A 16,890-nucleotide genomic window follows, 5' to 3' on the forward strand; every position below is an offset into this window, starting at 1 on the left:
TCTTTACTTCAAGACGTTCGGTACGGTTGGCGGATCAGCCAGTCAATCTCCGTACGGTATCCAGATGTTCTTCACCTGCACCGCCTGGCGCAGGAACGGCCGGCCTTCGCTCGCACGGTCGAACCAGTCGAACTGGCGGCCGGAATCGACAAACGCTCGCTTCAGGTTGCCGACCGATTCGCGCTCGACCAGCGTCGAATCCGCTGCGCTGCCGAAGCACCAGACCGCGTCGACGTCGTCGTGTTTCACGAGCGCGGGCAGCAACGCGCCGCGTTCACCGGTGACGATGTTCAGCACGCCGCCGGGCACGTCGGACGTCTCGGCCACCTGATAGAAGTCGGTGACCGTGAGCGGCGACGCCTCGCTCGGCAGCACCACCACGCGATTGCCCATCGCCAGCGCGGGCGCCGCCAGCGAAACGAAGCCGAGCAGCGGCGCTTCGTCCGGACAGGCAATGCCGATCACGCCGAGCGGCTCATGCATGGCCAGCGCGACGCCGCGCAACGGCGGCGTATGCACGGCGCCATCGAACTTGTCGGCCCACGCCGCGTACGTGAAAAGACGCTGCACGGAGGCATCCACTTCGGCGCGCGCCGCGGCCTCCGTCGCACCGTTTCGCACGACGAGCTGCCGCACGAATTCGTCAGCGCGCACGGCGAGATTTTCCGCCAGATAGAACAGCACTTGCGCGCGGTTATGCGTGCTGGCCTGCGACCATTTCTGCGCCGCGCGCGCCGCTTCGACCGCGTTGCGAATGTCCTTGCGATTGCCCGCGGCCACTTCACCAACGGGCGTGCCGTCCGGCGCATGCACCGGCAGCGAATAGCCGCTGTCAGGACGCGCCTGCTTGCCGCCGATAAACAGTTTCGCGGTCCGGTCAATCGAGGTGACGTTCGACAACGGGTCGAGCGTCTCTGCGTTGCGCGCAGGGGCCGGCGCCAAACGGCGCTCCGCAAGCTTGAGCCACGCCCGCGGTTTCAGATATTCGTAGATGCCCTCACGCCCGCCTTCGCGGCCATAGCCCGACTCGCGATAGCCGCCGAAGCCGACCGCCGCGTCGAACAGATTTGTCGCGTTGATCCAGACGACGCCGCTGGCGAGGCGCGGTGCAACGTCGAGCGCGCGGCCGATGGTTTCGCTCCACACGCTCGCGGCGAGTCCATAACGCGAGTTGTTGGCGAGCGCGATCGCTTCGTCGGGCGTGCGGAAGCTCATCGTCACCAGCACCGGGCCGAAGATTTCTTCCTGTGCGAGCGTGGAAGCTGGCGCTACACCGGTCACGAGCGTCGGCGGAAAAAAGCAGCCGCCGGAAGGCATGGCCGTATCGGGCGACTGCCAGACCGAGCAACCTTCACGCCGGCCAGTTTCCACCAGCGACTGGATACGTTCGAGTTGCACCGGATCGACAATCGCGCCGAGGTCGATGCTTTTGTCGAGCGATGTGCCCACGCGCAGCGTCTCCATGCGCCGTTTCAGTTTGGCGATGAAACGCGCTTCGATGCCTTCCTGCACCAGCAGCCGTGAGCCCGCGCAGCAGACTTGCCCCTGGTTGAACCAGATTGCGTCGACGACGCCTTCGACTGCGCCGTCCAGATCAGCGTCGTCGAACACGATGAAGGGCGACTTGCCGCCGAGTTCGAGCGTCAGCGACTTGCCGGAACCCGCCGTGGCCGATCGGATCAGCCGACCCACTTCCGTCGAGCCGGTAAAGGCGATCTTGTCGACTTGCGGATGCTCGACCAATGCGGCGCCAGTGCGTCCGTCGCCCGTGACGACGTTTAGCACGCCGGCCGGCAAGCCCGCGCGATGCGCGAGTTCCGCGAACAGCAACGCGGTGAGCGGCGTGTACTCAGCCGGCTTCAACACGACGCAGTTGCCCGTGGCAATGGCTGGCGCGATCTTCCACGCGAGCATCAACAGCGGGAAATTCCACGGCACGATCTGACCGACCACGCCGAGCGGCGCGTAATCCGCGAACTCGCTCTCCTGCAGCTGCGCCCACCCCGCGTGGTGCAGGAAGTGACGCGCGACGAGCGGCACGTCGATATCGCGCGTTTCGCGGATCGGCTTGCCGTTGTCGAGCGCTTCGAGCACCGCGAACAGCCGGCTATGACGCTGCACCATGCGGGCCAGCGCGTACAGATGCCGTGCCCGTCCGGCGCCGCCCAACGCGAGCCAGCCCGGCTGCGCGGCGCGCGCGGCGGCGACGGCGGCGTCGATATCGGCCGCGTCGCCCTGAGCGACCTGGGCGAGCTGCTCCCCCGTCGCGGGCGCGTTCGAAGCGAAACGCTCGCCCGCCGCCGGCGCATGCCACGCGCCGCCGATGAAATGCCCGAAGCCATCCTCATGCTGCGCCAGCCAGGCGCGCGCGGGTTGATCGTCCTCGGGTGCGGGACCGTACTCCATCGATGAAAAATACTCGGCTACGCTCATGGGATCGGTCTTCTGTTCAGGCTACGGGGTGACGGTTGAAAGCGGAGTAACGGCCGCTCACGTAATGTTCGAGCTGGCGTTCGATATCGGCCAGCAGGCTCGACGCGCCGATCCGGAACAGCTCCGGTTCGAGCCACGCACGGCCGAGTTCTTCTTTCATCAGGATCTGATATGACAGGACGGACTTCGCAGTCGATACGCCGCCCGCCGGTTTGAAGCCGATCAGTACGCCAGTGCGTTCCTGGTATTCGCGGATCATGCGCACCATCACGAGCGAGACATCCAGCGTCGCGTTGACGCCTTCCTTGCCGGTGGATGTCTTGATGAAGTCGGCGCCGGCCATCATGCAGACCATCGACGCGCGCGCCACGTTCGAAAGCGTGCGGATGTCGCCGGTGGCAAGAATGGTTTTCAGATGCGCCGGGCCGCAGGCCGCGCGGAAGTCGCGCACTTCGTCGTACAGCGCCTGCCAGTTGCCGGTGAGCACATATTCACGCGTGACGACGATGTCGATTTCCTGTGCGCCGTCCGCGACCGAGGCCTCGATCTCTTTGAGCTTTAACGGATGGGGAATCAAGCCCGCAGGAAACCCCGTGGAGACCGCGGCAACCGGAATGCCGCTGCCGTGCAGCGCATCGACCGCCGCCGCGACGAAGCGGTGATACACGCACACCGCGCCCGTCGTGATGCCTTGCGGCGCGATGCCGAGCGCTTCGAGCAGATCGACGCGCACCGGTTGCCGCGCCTTCGCGCAGAGCCGCCGCACGCGGCCTTCGGTGTCGTCGCCGTTGAGCGTGGTGAGGTCGATGCAGGTGACGGCTTTGAGCAGCCAGGCCGCCTGCGCATCTTTCTTGACGCTGCGGCGCGTGCCGAGTGTGGCGGTGCGCCGTTCAACCGCCGACTGGTTGACGCGCAAGCCGTCGAGCCAGGAGGCGTCGAACGGCATGCCGGGATTGCGCTCGGGATGAACGATCGGTGTGCCGCGCAGCGCGACGACCGATGAAGACTGCAATGGGGCTTCTGGCATAAGACATCCGAAAATATGATGCGACGCACAACAGCCGCCGACAATTTGTTCGCACTTATGCTACAACGATTGATAGAATCATAACAAGCTTTGCGAGCAATCGTTACATCATCAAGCGGATGAGCCCGGCGAACGCCTGTGAATGTTATTGACGCACCATATTCATGATGCGAAGATCACAACACGGTTCCGGCCGGTAAGCGTTATACAAAGAAAAGAATTTCGTCGCGTGGACGAAGGAGACATGCCAGATGAGTGAGCCGGTTGCGGTCGCGGCCGCGTCATCGCCTCAGGTTCCATTGATCCGTGTTGCGGGCGTCACCAAACGATTCGGTGGCGTGCACGCGCTGCGCGGCGTCAACCTCGAAGTGTTGCCCGGCGAAGTCCACGCGCTGCTCGGCGAAAACGGCGCTGGCAAATCCACGCTGATCAAGATCCTCAGTGGTGTGCATGCATATGACGAGGGCGTCATCGAAATCGCCGGCCACGAAGTCGCGTTCGACTCGCCGGCGCAATCGCGCGATGCGGGTGTCGCCGTGGTCTATCAGGATTTGAGTCTTGTCGAATCGCTGTCGGTCGGCGCCAATCTCATGTTGGGCCGCGAACCGCGCACGCGTCTGGGCTTCGTGAAGAATCGCCAGCTCATGGCCACGGTCGGCGAGTTCCTGCGTTCGCATGGCATTCCACTCGATCCGAAAGTGCCGGTCGGCTCGCTGCCCTTCGCTTACCGGCAAATGACCGAGATCTGCAAAGCGCTGATGGGCGAAGTGCGCGTGCTGATTCTCGACGAACCCACGTCCGCGTTGACCGGCGGCGAAGAGCAGATTCTGTTCGACGCGATTCGCGCGGTCACGGCTCGCGGCGTCGGCGTGATCTATGTGACGCATCGGTTGAACGAGGTGTTCAGGATTTCGCAGCGCGTGACCGTGTTCCGCGATGGCGCGAACGCCGGCACATTCCAGACAGCGCAAACGGATATGAAGCAACTGGTGGCGGCGATCGTCGGTCCTGCTCATGCCGCGTTGCAGGCGCGGCAGAAAACGGCGGTGGGCGATGGAGCCGCCGTGGTTGCCACTACCGCAGGCGCGTTGCCGGCATCCGAACGGGCGTCCAACGCCGACACCGCGCCCGTACTCAAGTTATCGAACGTCAGCAACGACCGCTTGCATCACATCGATCTCGTGGTTCGCCGCGGCGAAGTCCACGGACTCGCGGGGTTGATCGGCAGCGGACGCACCGAGATTCTGCAAACCATCTTTGGCCTTCGATCCGTGGACGCCGGCTGCATCGAATTCGACGCTCGAACGCGCTCGCGCATCACACCAGCCGAGGCGATTCAACTTGGCATGGCGCTGGTGCCGGAGGATCGTCACCTTGAAGGGCTCGTGCTCGATCATTCGATCGAACGCAATCTGACGCTGCCGCGACTGCCGCATTTTTCCCGTTGGGGTTGGCTGCGCAGCCAGGCCGCCGTTCAGCAGGCGAAGCGTTCCATGAAAGAGCTGGCCGTGAAAGCGCCCAACTCATCGACCGCGGTCAAGTTCTTATCCGGCGGCAATCAGCAGAAAGTGGTCTTCGCGAAGTGGAATCATCCGCGCCCCAAGTTGCTCATGCTCGACGAACCGACCGTTGGCGTGGATGTCGGCGCGCGCGAGGAAATCTACGGCGTGGTGAACGACGCCGCGCAGGCGGGCACCGGCGTGCTCATCGTCTCGTCGGATCTGGATGAACTCTTGCGCCTGTGCGACCGCATTTCGATCGTCGCGGACGGCTGCATCGTCAATACGGTGGAGCGCGCGGAACTCGCCAACGCCGAAGCGCTGCATCACCTGATCCAACTTTCCCGTTCTTCGATCGAGGCGTTAGCAACATGAATGAATCTGTCTCGCCGCTGACGGCCGAACGGCAGGCGTCGCCGCCGCAGAAAAGCCGTATGCGGCGCATCGCGCAAGCCCTGCTGCAAGGCGACCGGCCATATGCGCTGTATGCCGCGTTCGCGATTCTGCTAGTGGTGTTCAGCTTCGCGTCACCGTGGTTCCTGTCCATCGACAACTTCCTGAATATCGGCCGGCAAACCGCGCTCGTCTCGATCATCGCGATCGGCATGACCTTCGTGATCATCGCGCGGCAGATCGATCTTTCCGTGGGCTCGACGCTGGCGCTCTCGGGCATGTCCGCGGCGCTCGCCATGGCGTATGTGGGCAACAACTGGGTGATCGGCGCAATTGCCGGTATCGGCACCGGCGCGATCGTCGGCGCGATCAATGGAATCGTGACCACGCGTGTCAACATTCCTTCGTTTCTCGTCACGCTCGGCACGCTGAGCGCCGCGCGCGGACTCGCGCTGATGGTGACGACCACCAAGCCCGTGATCATCGATAACGACTCGTTCATCTCGATCTTCGGCGAGGGCGATATTTTCGGCGTGCCGGTGCCGATTATCTGGACGCTGCTCGCCGTGATCGCCGGCATTCTGCTGCTGCACTACAGCGTGTTCGGCCGGCAGATCTATGCGGCCGGCGGCAATCCGACCGCCGCGCTCTATTCGGGCATCAACACGCGGCGCGTGACCACCCTCGCCTTCATTCTCACCGGCATGCTGGCCGGACTCGCCGCGCTCGTGCTGTCGGCGCGCTCGCATGCGGCGCGGCCCGACGTGGTGCAAGGCATGGAGCTGGATGTGATCGCCTCGGTGACGCTCGGCGGCTGCAGTCTGTTCGGCGGACGCGGCTTCGTGCTGGGGACGCTGCTCGGCAGTCTGATCATCGGCACGCTCAACAACGGGCTGGTGCTGCTCGGCGTGAGTTCATCGCTGCAACTGGTGATCAAAGGCGTGATCATCGTCGCGGCGGTTGCGTTTACGAGGAAATAGGCAACAAAGAAAGTAGAGAAGCAAGGCAGTTCGGACGTGAAGACGTGAAGCGCGGACATGAAGACCAACGGAGGAGAAACATGAAACAACGTCGTGGTTCAAGAATAGCGTTAGCCGGTGTCGTGGCGGCGGCCGCCGTCGCTTGTCTGGCTTCCCCGGGTGCTTACGCACAGTGCGTGACCGGCATACCGGCGGGCTCAATGGGGCCGAAGGGTATCGTCGGGCAAGGACCGAACGGCGAAAAAGCCGCGTCGGTGGATGCCGTGAAACTGACCGACGCCGACATCGCCAAAATCAAGGCCGGCAAGTTCAAGGTCGGCATTTCGATGCAGACCATGAATCTCGACTGGTCGCAACTTCAGGTGGCGGGCATCACCGATACGCTGAAGAAGTACGGCGTGGAAGTGATCGGCACGGCCTCGGCGGAATATCAGGTCGACAAGCAGATCGCCGATATCGAGAACACGATCCAGCGCCATCCGAACGGCATCATCTCCATTCCGGTCGACGGTACGGCGACGGCCGCCACCTACAAGAAAGTGTCCGCGGCCGGCATCAAGCTCGTGTTCATGGACAACGTGCCGACCGGCCTGAAGCATCCGGAAGAATACTCGGCGATGATCTCAGCGGATAGCGAAGGCAATGGCCAGATCGCGGCGAAAGTGCTCGCCTCGTGCGTGCCGCAAGGCGCAACGGTCGGGCTCGTGAATTTCGGCGTCGACTACTTCAGCACGACGGAACGGACCAAGGCCGTCAACGACTGGCTGAAGAAAAACCGTCCGGACATCAAGATCAAACAGGTCGCCTTCACGGACCCGTCTAAAGTCGGCCAGATCGCGGGCGACTTCCTCACTGGCAATCCTGATGTGAAGGGCCTGTTCGCGGTGTGGGATCAGCCGGCTCTCGACACGCTCACGTCCATGCGCGCGCAAGGCGTGACGATTCCCATGACGACGGTCGATCTCGGCCTGCAATCCGCGATCGAAATCGCCAAGGGCGGACCGCTGAAGGCAACTGGTTCGCAACGTCCGTACGATCAGGGCGTTGCCGAGGCCATGGCGATGATGAAGGCGCTGATCGGCCAGACGCCGCCGGCGTGGATCGGCGTGCAATCGTTGCCGGTGGTTCAGTCGAACGTGCTCGAATCCTATAAGACGGTGTTCAAGAAGGACCCGCCGCCGCAACTGGCGGATGCGTGCAAGAAGGCCGCGCCGGCTTGCGGTTGAGGCGGGCGGGTCGCGCTCTGTCATCGCACTTCTCTCCTTCAGCTTCCGGACGCCGGCGCGACAGGCCGGCGTCGGGCGCGAATCCTGCTACTCGATAGACCTACTACGTCGATTCGAACGAGGAGAAAAGATGACCCTGCTTATTTACCTGGTTGGCTGGATCATTCTGATCGGCGGCGTGTCATGGGGATTGATGGCCATGCACGTCGCGCAGCATACGATTGCCATCGTGGCGGTCATTCTGCTCGGCGTCGCTGTGATTACCGGCGCGACGCGGGCACGCAGCCGGGATCGGCCGTAGCATCGGCAATCTGCTGCCAGCCGGAAGCAGCCTGTTTGATACGGCGGTGAATTGGCTCAGTTCGAAACCGACTCGTCATTCATCGACGGCATCTGCGCGGCGCGCACCGTTGCGGTGTTATCCGCGCGGTGCCCGATCGCATAAAGCTCCCGGTTTCGCGCTATTTCGGCATCCGTCGGCGGATACTCTTCATCATGGGACGGCACCAGCCCTTCTGCCTGTGCCTGCTTCAACTGCGCCGTCACGTCGGCGCGCGTCAGACCTGACGTGCTGGTTTGCGCAAAGGCATTCGCGCCGAACGTCAGGCTGAGCACGGTGACGGCAACAGCGTTAAGCAATTTCATGATGTCTCTCCGGGCAGGGGCAAACAATGACTGGGTAGCAACACGCCTCCCATTCTTGTCATTTCCCCTGTCCGGGCACTGACCTCCAGATTACCGTTCTGTTATCTACGCACGCCTGGCGATACGCCACGCGAAGCCGCGCCACATCTACGCGCATTCACTTCAGCGCTCACATAACAGAACGGTAATCTAACCGACGGCAGCCGGTCAGCGCCGCCCCGCCACACTCCTGACTTTACGAAGCCCGCGTCACGCGCCTCGCAGCACTGCATCGGCGCGTGCCTCCATCGGCCTTTTTTCAGGAACCCGTCATGTGGATTGTCAGGCTGGCGCTGCGCCGCCCTTATACCTTCGTGGTCCTCGCCGTGCTGATCTTTATCGTCGGCCCGCTCGCGATACTGCGCACGCCGACCGATATCTTTCCGAACATCGATATCCCGGTGGTCAGCATCGTCTGGAGCTATAACGGCTTCTCGGCGCAAGACATGGCCAGTCGCATCACGTCGAACTACGAACGCGCGCTGACCTCGGACGTCGACGATATCGAGCACATCGAGTCGCAATCGCTGAACGGCGTCTCCGTGGTGAAAATCTTTTTCCATCCGGGCGCGGACATCAATCGCGCGATTGCCGAGGCGGCATCCAATTCCGCGTCGATCTTGCGCGTACTGCCGCCCGGCACGTTGCCGCCGAACATCATTACGTATAACGCCTCGACGGTGCCGATCCTGCAACTCGGCCTCTCCAGCGACACGCTCTCCGAACAGCAACTCTACGATCTTGGCAACAGCCAGATCCGCACGCAACTGGCGACGGTGCAAGGCGCCTCGGTGCCGCTGCCGTTCGGCGGCAAGGTGCGGCAGATCATGGTGGATATCGATCCGCGCGCGTTGCAGGCCAAGGGCCTCGCCCCGCTCGACGTGGTCAACGCCGTCAATGCGCAGAACCTGATTCTGCCGGGCGGCACGGCGAAGATCGGCACGAAGGAATACAACGTACAGATGAACGGCAGCACCGACACGGTGGCCGCGTTAAACGAACTGCCGGTCAAGACCGTGGCCGGCGGCGTGGTGTACGTGCGTGACGTCGCCCATGTGCGCGACGGCTATGCGCCGCAGACCAACATCGTGCGCAGTGACGGCAAACGCGCCGCGCTCCTGACCATCGAAAAATCCGGCAGCACCTCGACGCTGACCATCATCCAGCAGGTCAAGGCGATGCTGCCGCATATCGCGGCCGGCCTGCCGAGCGCGCTGCATATTACCGCGCTGTCCGATCAATCCGTGTTCGTGAAGTCGGCCGTGATGGGCGTGGCGCGCGAGGCGCTGATCGCTGCCGCCCTCACCGCCATGATGATCCTGCTGTTTCTCGGCAGCTGGCGCGCCACGCTGATTATCGCGGTGTCGATTCCGCTCGCCGTGCTGACCTCGCTGATCGCGCTGTCCGCGCTCGGCCAGACCATCAACATCATGACGCTCGGCGGCCTCGCGCTCGCCGTGGGGATTCTCGTCGACGACGCCACCGTCGCCATTGAAAACATCACGCATCACCTGGAGAACGGCGAGCCGTTGCAGGACGCGATCCTGAACGGCTCCGGTGAAATTGCCGTGCCGACCTTCGTCTCGACGCTGTCGATCTGTATCGTGTTCGTGCCGATGTTCCTGCTCTCCGGCGTCGCGCGCTATCTGTTCGTGCCGCTGGCCGAAGCAGTGGTGTTCGCGATGATCGCGTCGTACTTCTTCTCGCGCACGCTGGTGCCGACGCTCGCTATGTATCTGATGCGCGCGCGCAGCAACGCGCCCGCCACCGGCAACGGTCCGGTTGCGCGCCTGATCCGCTTTCAGGCCGGCTTCGAGCAGCGCTTCGAACGGCTGCGCGAACGCTATCGCGGCGTGCTCGGCGCGGCGATAGCGAGCCCGAAGCGCTTCATCGCGATCTTCCTCGTGCTTTGCCTCGGCTCGCTTGCGCTGGTGCCGTTTGCCGGCCGCGACTTTTTCCCGGCTGTCGACACCGGCGAAATCCGCCTCCATCTACGCGCGCCGACCGGCACGCGCATCGAGGACACCGCGAGTATCACCGACCAGGTCGAAGCTCGCGTGCGCGATGTGATCCCGAAGCAGGAACTCGGGGCGATCCTGGATAACATCGGCGTGCCGGTGAGCGGCATCAATCTGACCTATGACTCGTCGGCCCCGATCGGCCCCGAAGATGCCGACGTGATGATCACGCTCGCGCCGAAACACAAGCCCACCGCGCAATACGTCGCGACGCTGCGCAACACGCTGACCAGGGATTTCCCCGGCGTCACGTTCGCCTTCCTGCCCGCCGATATCGTCAGCCAGATTCTCAACTTCGGCTTGCCCGCGCCGATCGATATCCAGATCGTCGGCAACAAGCTCGACGCCAACCGCGTGGTGGCGGACCGTTTGCTCGCGCAACTGCGCGGCGTGCGCGGTCTCGTCGATGCACGCATTCAACAGCCCGGCGACGCGCCCGCGATCAACGTCAACGTCGACCGCACCCGGGCGATTCAGGCCGGCCTGTTGCAGCGTGAGGTATCGCAGAACCTGCTGATCGCGCTCTCAGGCAGTTCGCAGACCACGCCGAATTTCTGGCTCGACCCGCGCAACGGCGTGAGCTATCCGCTGGTGGCGATGATGCCGCAGTACGACATCAACTCGTTGCAGGCGCTGGCCAACATCCCGGTCGCGCAGAGCGGCGGCGCGGCGACGACGGCAGCGGCCACGGCCTCGTTCCCGGCGAACGGCTTGGGGCCCGCGCCGCAGAACCTGCTCGGCGCGTTGAGCACGCTGACACGCGGCACGCAGCAAGCCGTCGTCTCGCACTACAACGTGCAACCGGTGCTCGATATCTTCGCGTCGGCGCAAGGGCGCGATCTCGGCGGCGTGGCGGCGGACGTCAACCGGTTGGTCGAGCAGATCCGGCCGCAGTTGCCACCGGGCGCATCCATCGTCGTACGCGGCCAGGTGCAGGCCATGGACGATTCGTTCAGCGGTCTCGCGAGCGGCCTCGTGTTCGCCATCGGTCTCGTCTATCTGCTGATGGTGGTCAATTTCCAGTCGTGGCTCGACCCGTTCATCACGATCAGCGGCTTGCCGGGTTCGCTCGCCGGCATTGCGTGGATGCTGTTCAGCACCGGCACCCGCCTGAGCGTGCCGGCGCTCACCGGCACCATTCTGTGCATCGGCATCGCCACGGCCAACAGCATCCTGGTCGTCAACACCGCACGTGAACTTCACCACGGCGGCAAGCCGCCGTTGCAGGCCGCGCTCGAAGCCGGCTTCAGCCGCTTCCGGCCGGTGCTGATGACGGCGCTCGCGATGCTGATCGGCATGCTGCCGATGGCGCTCGGCCTCGGCGACGGCGGCGAACAGAACGCGCCGCTCGGCCGTGCCGTGATCGGCGGCCTCGCGCTCGGCACGGTGTCGACCTTGCTGTTCGTGCCCGTCGTCTACGGGATGGTGCATGCGTGGCTCGACAACCGCCGCGCGGCACGCAGCGAAACACACGAATCCGCCGTCGCCGCCCGCACTCTTTGATTTCGACGAGACCTTTTTTATGAACGATTCATCACTTCCGCCGAAGTCGGGTGGGCAGCCCGAACAGGTTGCCAACGCCGCTGAAACTCGCGCGCCAGACGCCGCTCATGCTGCAGACCCCGCGCCAGCAGCTCCGCCCGCGCGGGAATCAGACCGCGGCGCGCAGGCGCATGCCGCCCCCTCGGCCGAATCCACGCGTGACAAGCGTGACCAGGCGGCCGCCGACGCCGGGTCCCACCGCGAGGCAAACGCCAAACCGCACCGCCGTCTCTGGCCCTTCGCGCTCAGCGGTCTTGCCGCGGTCTTGCTGATCATCGGCATCGTGCCGCGTCTGCATGCGAGCGCCGCGCTCACGGAGCAAACGCAAGCGCAAAGCATGCTCAGCGTGTCGGTCGTCAAGCCGCGCCCCGCGCCGGCCGTCAACGAGCTGCTGCTGCCCGGCGCCGTCACGCCGTTCGCCGAAGCATCCATCTACGCGCGCACCAGCGGCTACCTCGCTCACTGGAACACCGACATCGGCGCGCAGGTGAAGAGCGGCCAGGTTCTCGCGACGATCGAAGCCCCTGATCTGGACGCGCAACTGCGCCAGGCCCGCGCCGACGAAGCCACCGCGCAGGCCAACTTCGACTACGCGAAGACCACCGCGCAGCGTTGGCAGGACATGCTCAAGACCCAATCGGTCGCGCAACAGGACGCCGACAGCAAGGTCAGCGACATGGAAGCGCGCCGCGCGATGCTGGCGTCGGCGCAGGCCAATGTCGCGCATCTCGCCGAACTCGTCTCGTACGAGAAGATCACCGCGCCGTTCGACGGCGTGATCACCGCGCGCAACGTCGACGTCGGCGCGCTGGTGACGGCGGGCGGCACGCCCGGCGCCGCGGGCCTGTCGGGCGAGCTGTTCCATATCCAGCAGAACGGCGTGCTGCGTGTGTTCGTCGACGTGCCGCAGAACGACGCGCCGTACGTGACGCCGGCCACGGCCGTGTATCTGACCGCGCAGCAGTATCCCGGCCGCCATATCGCAGCGAAGGTGGCGCGCAGCACCGGTTCGATCGATCCGTCGAGCCGCACGCTGCGCGTCGAGGTCGACGTCGACAACAAGGACGGCGCGCTGATGCCCGGCGCCTACACGCAGGTGCATCTGCAATTGCAATCGACCACGCCGGCGCTCGACCTGCCGGTCAGCGCGCTGCTGTTCCGGCCGGATGGCGTGACGGTCGCCGTGGTCGACAACAATGGCCGGGCGCTGCTCAAGACCGTGCAGATCGGCCGTGATTTCGGCACGCACGTGGAAATCACGACGGGACTCGCCGCCTCGGACCGCGTGATCGACAACCCTGGCGATTCGATCGCTAGCGGCCAGATGGTTCAGATCATGCCGGCCATGCACGGCTGAGTGCTTCGTCAGATAAAGGATTTGCCGATGATCAACCTGTCTCTTTCACGGCCGTTGCCGCGTCGCACGCTAGCGGCCACGCTGATCGGCGCGCTGCTCAGCGCGTGCTCGACGCTGCCTGCGTATCAACGCCCGAGCGCCGACATTCCGGCGCAGTACGCGGGCGCTGTGCAAGCGGCCGCCACACCCGGCTGGGCGCAGGCCGCGCCGGCCGACGCCACGCCGCGCGGCCCCTGGTGGACGATCTTCAACGATCCCGTGCTGAACGAACTGGAGGCGCGCATCGACGTGTCGAATCAGACCGTACGCAAGGCGGTCGCGCAGGTCCAGCAGGCGCGCTCAATGGTGGACTATCAGCGTGCCGGTTTCTTCCCGACCATCACCGCCGGTGCCGCGCAGCAGCGCTTTCGGACCTCGCAGAACATCGAAGGTAAATCGCTCGCGGGCAAGACCGTGCCGGACTATTCCGCGGGCGTTGCGGCGAGCTGGGAGCCGGACCTGTTCGGAAAAATACGCGACAGTGTGAACGGCGCGCAGGCGGACGCTCAGGCGAGCGAGGCGGACCTCGAAGGCGTGCGCCTGTCGATGAGCGCCGATCTGGCCGTCGACTACTTCTCACTGCGCTCGCTCGACACGCAGAAGAAGCTGCTCGACGACAGCGTGAATGCCTACGCCGCCGCGTTAAATCTGTTGCAGCAGCAGTTGAAAAACGGCGCGATCGATGCCTCCGCCGTCGCGCAGGCCACGACGCAACTCGAAGCGACACGCACGCAAGACACCGACATCGACGTGACGCGCTCGCAGATGCAGCACGCGATCGCGACGCTGATCGGCGAACCGGCATCGACCTTCACGCTGCCGCCGAACGGCTCGGCCATTACGCCGCCCGCAATTCCAATTGGCGTGCCGTCGCAATTGCTGGAACGGCGCCCCGATATCGCCGCCGCCGAACGGCGCGCGGCATCCGCGAATGCGCAGATCGGCGCGGCGCATGCGGCGTTCTTTCCGGATCTGGTGTTGTCCGCAAGCGCCGGGCTCGAAAGCACGTTTTTCGCGCCATGGCTGAGCGCGCCGAGCCTGTTCTGGTCGCTGGGTCCGCAGCTGGCCGGCACGCTGTTCGACGGCGGCAAGCGTAAAGCAACCCTGCACGGCGCCACCGCACAATACGACGGCGCGGTCGCTGACTATCGACAATCGGTGCTGGTGGCCTTCCAGCAGGTCGAGGACAACCTGTCCGCCCTGCATTCCCTCGCCGACGAAGCCGCCAGCCAGCAGCGCGCCACCACGGCCGCGGACCTGTCGCTGCGGCTCACGACGAACCGTTTCAACGCGGGCGCGGTCAGCTACCTCGACGTGGTGACCGCGCAGACGATTGCGCTGACGAACCAGCGCTTCGCGGATCAGATCGCCGCGCGGCAGTTGGAGTCGAGTGTGCTGCTGCTGAAGGCGTTGGGTGGCACGTGGGGCAATGAAGGCAAGAGCGCGGTGGGGTCGATGTAAGCGGAGGGTCCACGAATTCTGGCGAAGGCACCGCGGTGAAATGCTTGAACGCGGTGCCTGCCAGATGGCGCGAGTAAGGTTTTGCGATCTAGCTGACGCGCGGAAACCTCAGCACGAACCGCGTACTGCGCGCATCGCTTTCCGCATGCACGGAGCCGCCGTGCAGCTCCATGATCGTGCGCACGATGGCAAGCCCGAGCCCGGTCGATCCCGTGGACCTTTGCGACAATCCTGAAGACGGCAGCGAACTGCGCGACGGATCGACCCGATAGAAGCGGTCGAAAATCCGTTCGAGATGCTCGGCGGGAATCGGCTGTCCCTGGTTCTCCACGCTCACGCGCACGGCTTCCGCCGACGCGCCGGCGTCCAGCACGATCTCGCCGCCCGGCGGCGTATAGCGAATGGCGTTGGCGAGCAGATTGCTCACGGCGCGGCGGAACAACTCGAGATCGGCCGTCACGCTGGCCGTGCCGCTCACGCGCAAACGCACATTCGCATCTTCGGCAATGCCTTCGAAATACTCGGCGATGTGAGTCAACTCCTGCGCCGCGTCGAACTCGCGCAGTTGTTTGACGAACTGCGGATGCTCGGCGCGCGCCAGAAACAGCACGCTCTCGATCATGCGCGAGAGCCGGTCGCACTCTTCCAGATTCGAGGCGAGCAGCGTTTCGTATTCGTCGACGGAGCGCGGCCGGGCGAGCGCGACTTCAGCGGCGCCGCGCATGTTGCTGAGCGGCGTGCGCATGTCGTGCGCGAGGTCGGCGGTGAAACGCGACAGACGCTGGAAACCGTGCTCGACGCGTTCGAGCATCGCGTTCAGCGAGGCCACCAAAGCTTCGAGTTCGCTTGGCACGCGTGCCACCGCGATTCGCGTATCGAGGCGATTCACCGTGACGAGGCTCGCGCTCGCCGCGATATCGCGCAACGGCCGCAGCGCGGCGCGAATCAGCAGGTAGCCGAGCAGCATGGCGAGCGCCACGCCGGCCACACCCGCCATGTTGAGATTGTCGCGGTAACGGTCCAGCAGCCGCCAGCGGTCGCTCATGTTGCGCGCCACCAGCAGGCTCGCCGTGTCGCCGTTACGCAGGCGTGCGTCCGTGAAAATGCCGCGGATCGGCGCGCCGTTACGGCCAGTCCAGTCGCCGATATCGGCCTCGGTGATGCGCGCCGTCGCGGCCACGCGCGTGAGCGGCGGCAACCCTGCGACGGTCGCGGCGCCGCTCGCCGCATCCGGTGCGGCAAGCGCGCCGGCGATGTTGTGTTCGATCGCGCGCTTGCCGTCGGGATCGAACACTTCCATCGACAGCGCTTCATTGCCGAGCACGACGCTAGTCAAACGCTCGCTGTGGTCGCGCAGGCTTTGCGCCGACTCCAGTTCCTCAGCGAGACGCCGTGCGTGACGTGCAGCGAGCACGATGTCGAGATTGTCCTGCGCCTTGATCTGCTTTTCGAGCGCGACATATAGGAAACTGCCGACCAGCACAAAAACCGTCAGCGTGGTGGCGCCGAACGCCAGCGCGAGCGCCGCGGCAAGCGAGCGGCCGCGCATCAGGCGGTATCCTTCAGTTCGAGCACGTAGCCCACGCCGCGCACGGTGTGGATCAGCTTGACGGGAAAGTTGTCGTCGATCTTGGTGCGCAAGCGGCGGATCGCGACTTCGACCACGTTGGTGTCACTGTCGAAATTCATATCCCACACATACGACGCGATCTGAGTGCGGCTCAGCACTTCGCCCTGACGGCGCGCGAGCAGTTGCAGCAGCGAGAACTCGCGCGGCGTGAGGTCGATACGCATGCCGCCACGCTTCACGCGACGGCGGTTCACGTCCATTTCCAGATCGCCCACCTTGATCAGCTCGCTTTCGCGCGGCGGGCCGCGGCGCGCCAGCGTGCGCACGCGCGCCAGCAACTCGACGAAGGCAAAGGGTTTGACGAGGTAATCGTCCGCGCCGAGTTCGAGGCCGCGCACGCGGTCGTCGACGTCGTCGCGCGCGGTAAGGAACAGCACGGGCGTGGTGCGTTTCGCGCGCAAGGTCTTGACGATAGTCCAGCCGTCCATGCCGGGCAGCATCACGTCGAGCACGATCACGTCGTACTCTTCTTCCAACGCGAGGATCAGCCCTTGCGGGCCGTCGTTGGCCACATCGACCGCATAGCCGGACTCTTCCAGGCCTTTCTTGAGGTAGGCCGCTGTTTTCAGCTCGTCCTCGATCACCAGGATGCGCATCGGTT

Annotated in this window: 12 protein-coding genes; 7 read left to right on the forward strand and 5 right to left on the reverse strand. The window is 64.6% G+C overall.

The window, feature by feature from the left end; translation table 11 throughout:
* Positions 1–42: 42 nt before the first annotated feature.
* Complete coding sequence (locus B0G80_RS30575; protein ID WP_116121669.1) at positions 43–2,433, reverse strand: aldehyde dehydrogenase family protein; 2,391 nt, start codon at positions 2,431–2,433, stop codon at positions 43–45.
* A 16-nt stretch (positions 2,434–2,449) separates the two neighbouring features.
* Positions 2,450–3,460 carry a deoxyribose-phosphate aldolase gene (gene deoC / locus B0G80_RS30580; RefSeq protein ID WP_116121670.1) on the reverse strand — a complete coding sequence of 337 codons (1,011 nt, stop codon included), beginning with the start codon at positions 3,458–3,460 and terminating at the stop codon, positions 2,450–2,452.
* A gap of 251 nt (positions 3,461–3,711) precedes the next feature.
* Between deoC and B0G80_RS30585 the strand changes: the two genes are divergently transcribed.
* The 4 genes from B0G80_RS30585 (at position 3,712) to B0G80_RS46135 (ending at position 7,859) form a co-directional block, all read left to right on the forward strand.
* A complete protein-coding gene (locus B0G80_RS30585) occupies positions 3,712–5,334 on the forward strand; it encodes a sugar ABC transporter ATP-binding protein (RefSeq protein WP_116121671.1) in 1,623 nt (540 codons plus the stop codon).
* On the forward strand, positions 5,331–6,332 hold the full coding sequence (locus tag B0G80_RS30590; protein WP_106308951.1) for an ABC transporter permease: 1,002 nt from the start codon (positions 5,331–5,333) through the stop codon (positions 6,330–6,332). Before B0G80_RS30585 ends, B0G80_RS30590 begins: the two co-directional genes overlap by 4 nt.
* A gap of 80 nt (positions 6,333–6,412) precedes the next feature.
* A complete protein-coding gene (locus B0G80_RS30595; protein ID WP_116121672.1) occupies positions 6,413–7,558 on the forward strand; it encodes a substrate-binding domain-containing protein in 1,146 nt (381 codons plus the stop codon).
* A gap of 130 nt (positions 7,559–7,688) precedes the next feature.
* Positions 7,689–7,859 carry a hypothetical protein gene (locus tag B0G80_RS46135; RefSeq protein ID WP_166678947.1) on the forward strand — a complete coding sequence of 57 codons (171 nt, stop codon included), beginning with the start codon at positions 7,689–7,691 and terminating at the stop codon, positions 7,857–7,859.
* Positions 7,860–7,915: 56 nt separating this feature from the next.
* Here the strand turns inward: B0G80_RS46135 and B0G80_RS30600 are convergent, their stop codons facing one another.
* On the reverse strand, positions 7,916–8,203 hold the full coding sequence (locus tag B0G80_RS30600) for a DUF4148 domain-containing protein (RefSeq protein ID WP_116121673.1): 288 nt from the start codon (positions 8,201–8,203) through the stop codon (positions 7,916–7,918).
* 311 nt (positions 8,204–8,514) lie between these two features.
* On the opposite strand from B0G80_RS30600, the gene B0G80_RS30605 reads away from it, so the two are divergent.
* From B0G80_RS30605 to B0G80_RS30615, 3 genes are read left to right on the forward strand one after another with little or no spacing between them, the layout of a single operon-like run.
* Positions 8,515–11,763, forward strand: a complete 3,249-nt coding sequence (locus B0G80_RS30605; protein ID WP_116121674.1) for an efflux RND transporter permease subunit — start codon at positions 8,515–8,517, stop codon at positions 11,761–11,763.
* A 19-nt stretch (positions 11,764–11,782) separates the two neighbouring features.
* Positions 11,783–13,159, forward strand: a complete 1,377-nt coding sequence (locus tag B0G80_RS30610) for an efflux RND transporter periplasmic adaptor subunit (RefSeq protein WP_116123778.1) — start codon at positions 11,783–11,785, stop codon at positions 13,157–13,159.
* A gap of 27 nt (positions 13,160–13,186) precedes the next feature.
* Positions 13,187–14,659 carry an efflux transporter outer membrane subunit gene (locus tag B0G80_RS30615; protein WP_116121675.1) on the forward strand — a complete coding sequence of 491 codons (1,473 nt, stop codon included), beginning with the start codon at positions 13,187–13,189 and terminating at the stop codon, positions 14,657–14,659.
* 88 nt (positions 14,660–14,747) lie between these two features.
* Here the strand turns inward: B0G80_RS30615 and B0G80_RS30620 are convergent, their stop codons facing one another.
* Positions 14,748–16,208 (reverse strand): heavy metal sensor histidine kinase, encoded by a 1,461-nt coding sequence (locus tag B0G80_RS30620; RefSeq protein ID WP_116121676.1) that lies wholly within the window; start codon positions 16,206–16,208, stop codon positions 14,748–14,750.
* Positions 16,208–16,885, reverse strand: coding sequence for a heavy metal response regulator transcription factor (locus B0G80_RS30625; RefSeq protein ID WP_116121677.1), 678 nt, complete (start codon positions 16,883–16,885; stop codon positions 16,208–16,210). Before B0G80_RS30625 ends, B0G80_RS30620 begins: the two co-directional genes overlap by 1 nt.
* Between the last annotated feature and the right edge of the window lie 5 nt (positions 16,886–16,890).

The sequence above is a fragment of the Paraburkholderia sp. BL6669N2 genome, from assembly GCF_003387275.1.
Lineage (GTDB): Bacteria > Pseudomonadota > Gammaproteobacteria > Burkholderiales > Burkholderiaceae > Paraburkholderia.

What these genes read in the sequence shown, in the direction of transcription:
- B0G80_RS30600 (WP_116121673.1), bottom strand. Translation starts at nt 8,203, where the DNA reads ATGAAATTGCTTAACGCTGTTGCCGTCACCGTGCTCAGCCTGACGTTC.
- deoC (WP_116121670.1), bottom strand. Translation starts at nt 3,460, where the DNA reads ATGCCAGAAGCCCCATTGCAGTCTTCATCGGTCGTCGCGCTGCGCGGC.
- B0G80_RS30610 (WP_116123778.1), top strand. Translation starts at nt 11,783, where the DNA reads ATGAACGATTCATCACTTCCGCCGAAGTCGGGTGGGCAGCCCGAACAG.
- B0G80_RS30595 (WP_116121672.1), top strand. Translation starts at nt 6,413, where the DNA reads ATGAAACAACGTCGTGGTTCAAGAATAGCGTTAGCCGGTGTCGTGGCG.
- B0G80_RS30620 (WP_116121676.1), bottom strand. Translation starts at nt 16,208, where the DNA reads ATGCGCGGCCGCTCGCTTGCCGCGGCGCTCGCGCTGGCGTTCGGCGCC.
- B0G80_RS30625 (WP_116121677.1), bottom strand. Translation starts at nt 16,885, where the DNA reads ATGCGCATCCTGGTGATCGAGGACGAGCTGAAAACAGCGGCCTACCTC.
- B0G80_RS30575 (WP_116121669.1), bottom strand. Translation starts at nt 2,433, where the DNA reads ATGAGCGTAGCCGAGTATTTTTCATCGATGGAGTACGGTCCCGCACCC.
- B0G80_RS30590 (WP_106308951.1), top strand. Translation starts at nt 5,331, where the DNA reads ATGAATGAATCTGTCTCGCCGCTGACGGCCGAACGGCAGGCGTCGCCG.
- B0G80_RS46135 (WP_166678947.1), top strand. Translation starts at nt 7,689, where the DNA reads ATGACCCTGCTTATTTACCTGGTTGGCTGGATCATTCTGATCGGCGGC.
- B0G80_RS30585 (WP_116121671.1), top strand. Translation starts at nt 3,712, where the DNA reads ATGAGTGAGCCGGTTGCGGTCGCGGCCGCGTCATCGCCTCAGGTTCCA.
- B0G80_RS30605 (WP_116121674.1), top strand. Translation starts at nt 8,515, where the DNA reads ATGTGGATTGTCAGGCTGGCGCTGCGCCGCCCTTATACCTTCGTGGTC.
- B0G80_RS30615 (WP_116121675.1), top strand. Translation starts at nt 13,187, where the DNA reads ATGATCAACCTGTCTCTTTCACGGCCGTTGCCGCGTCGCACGCTAGCG.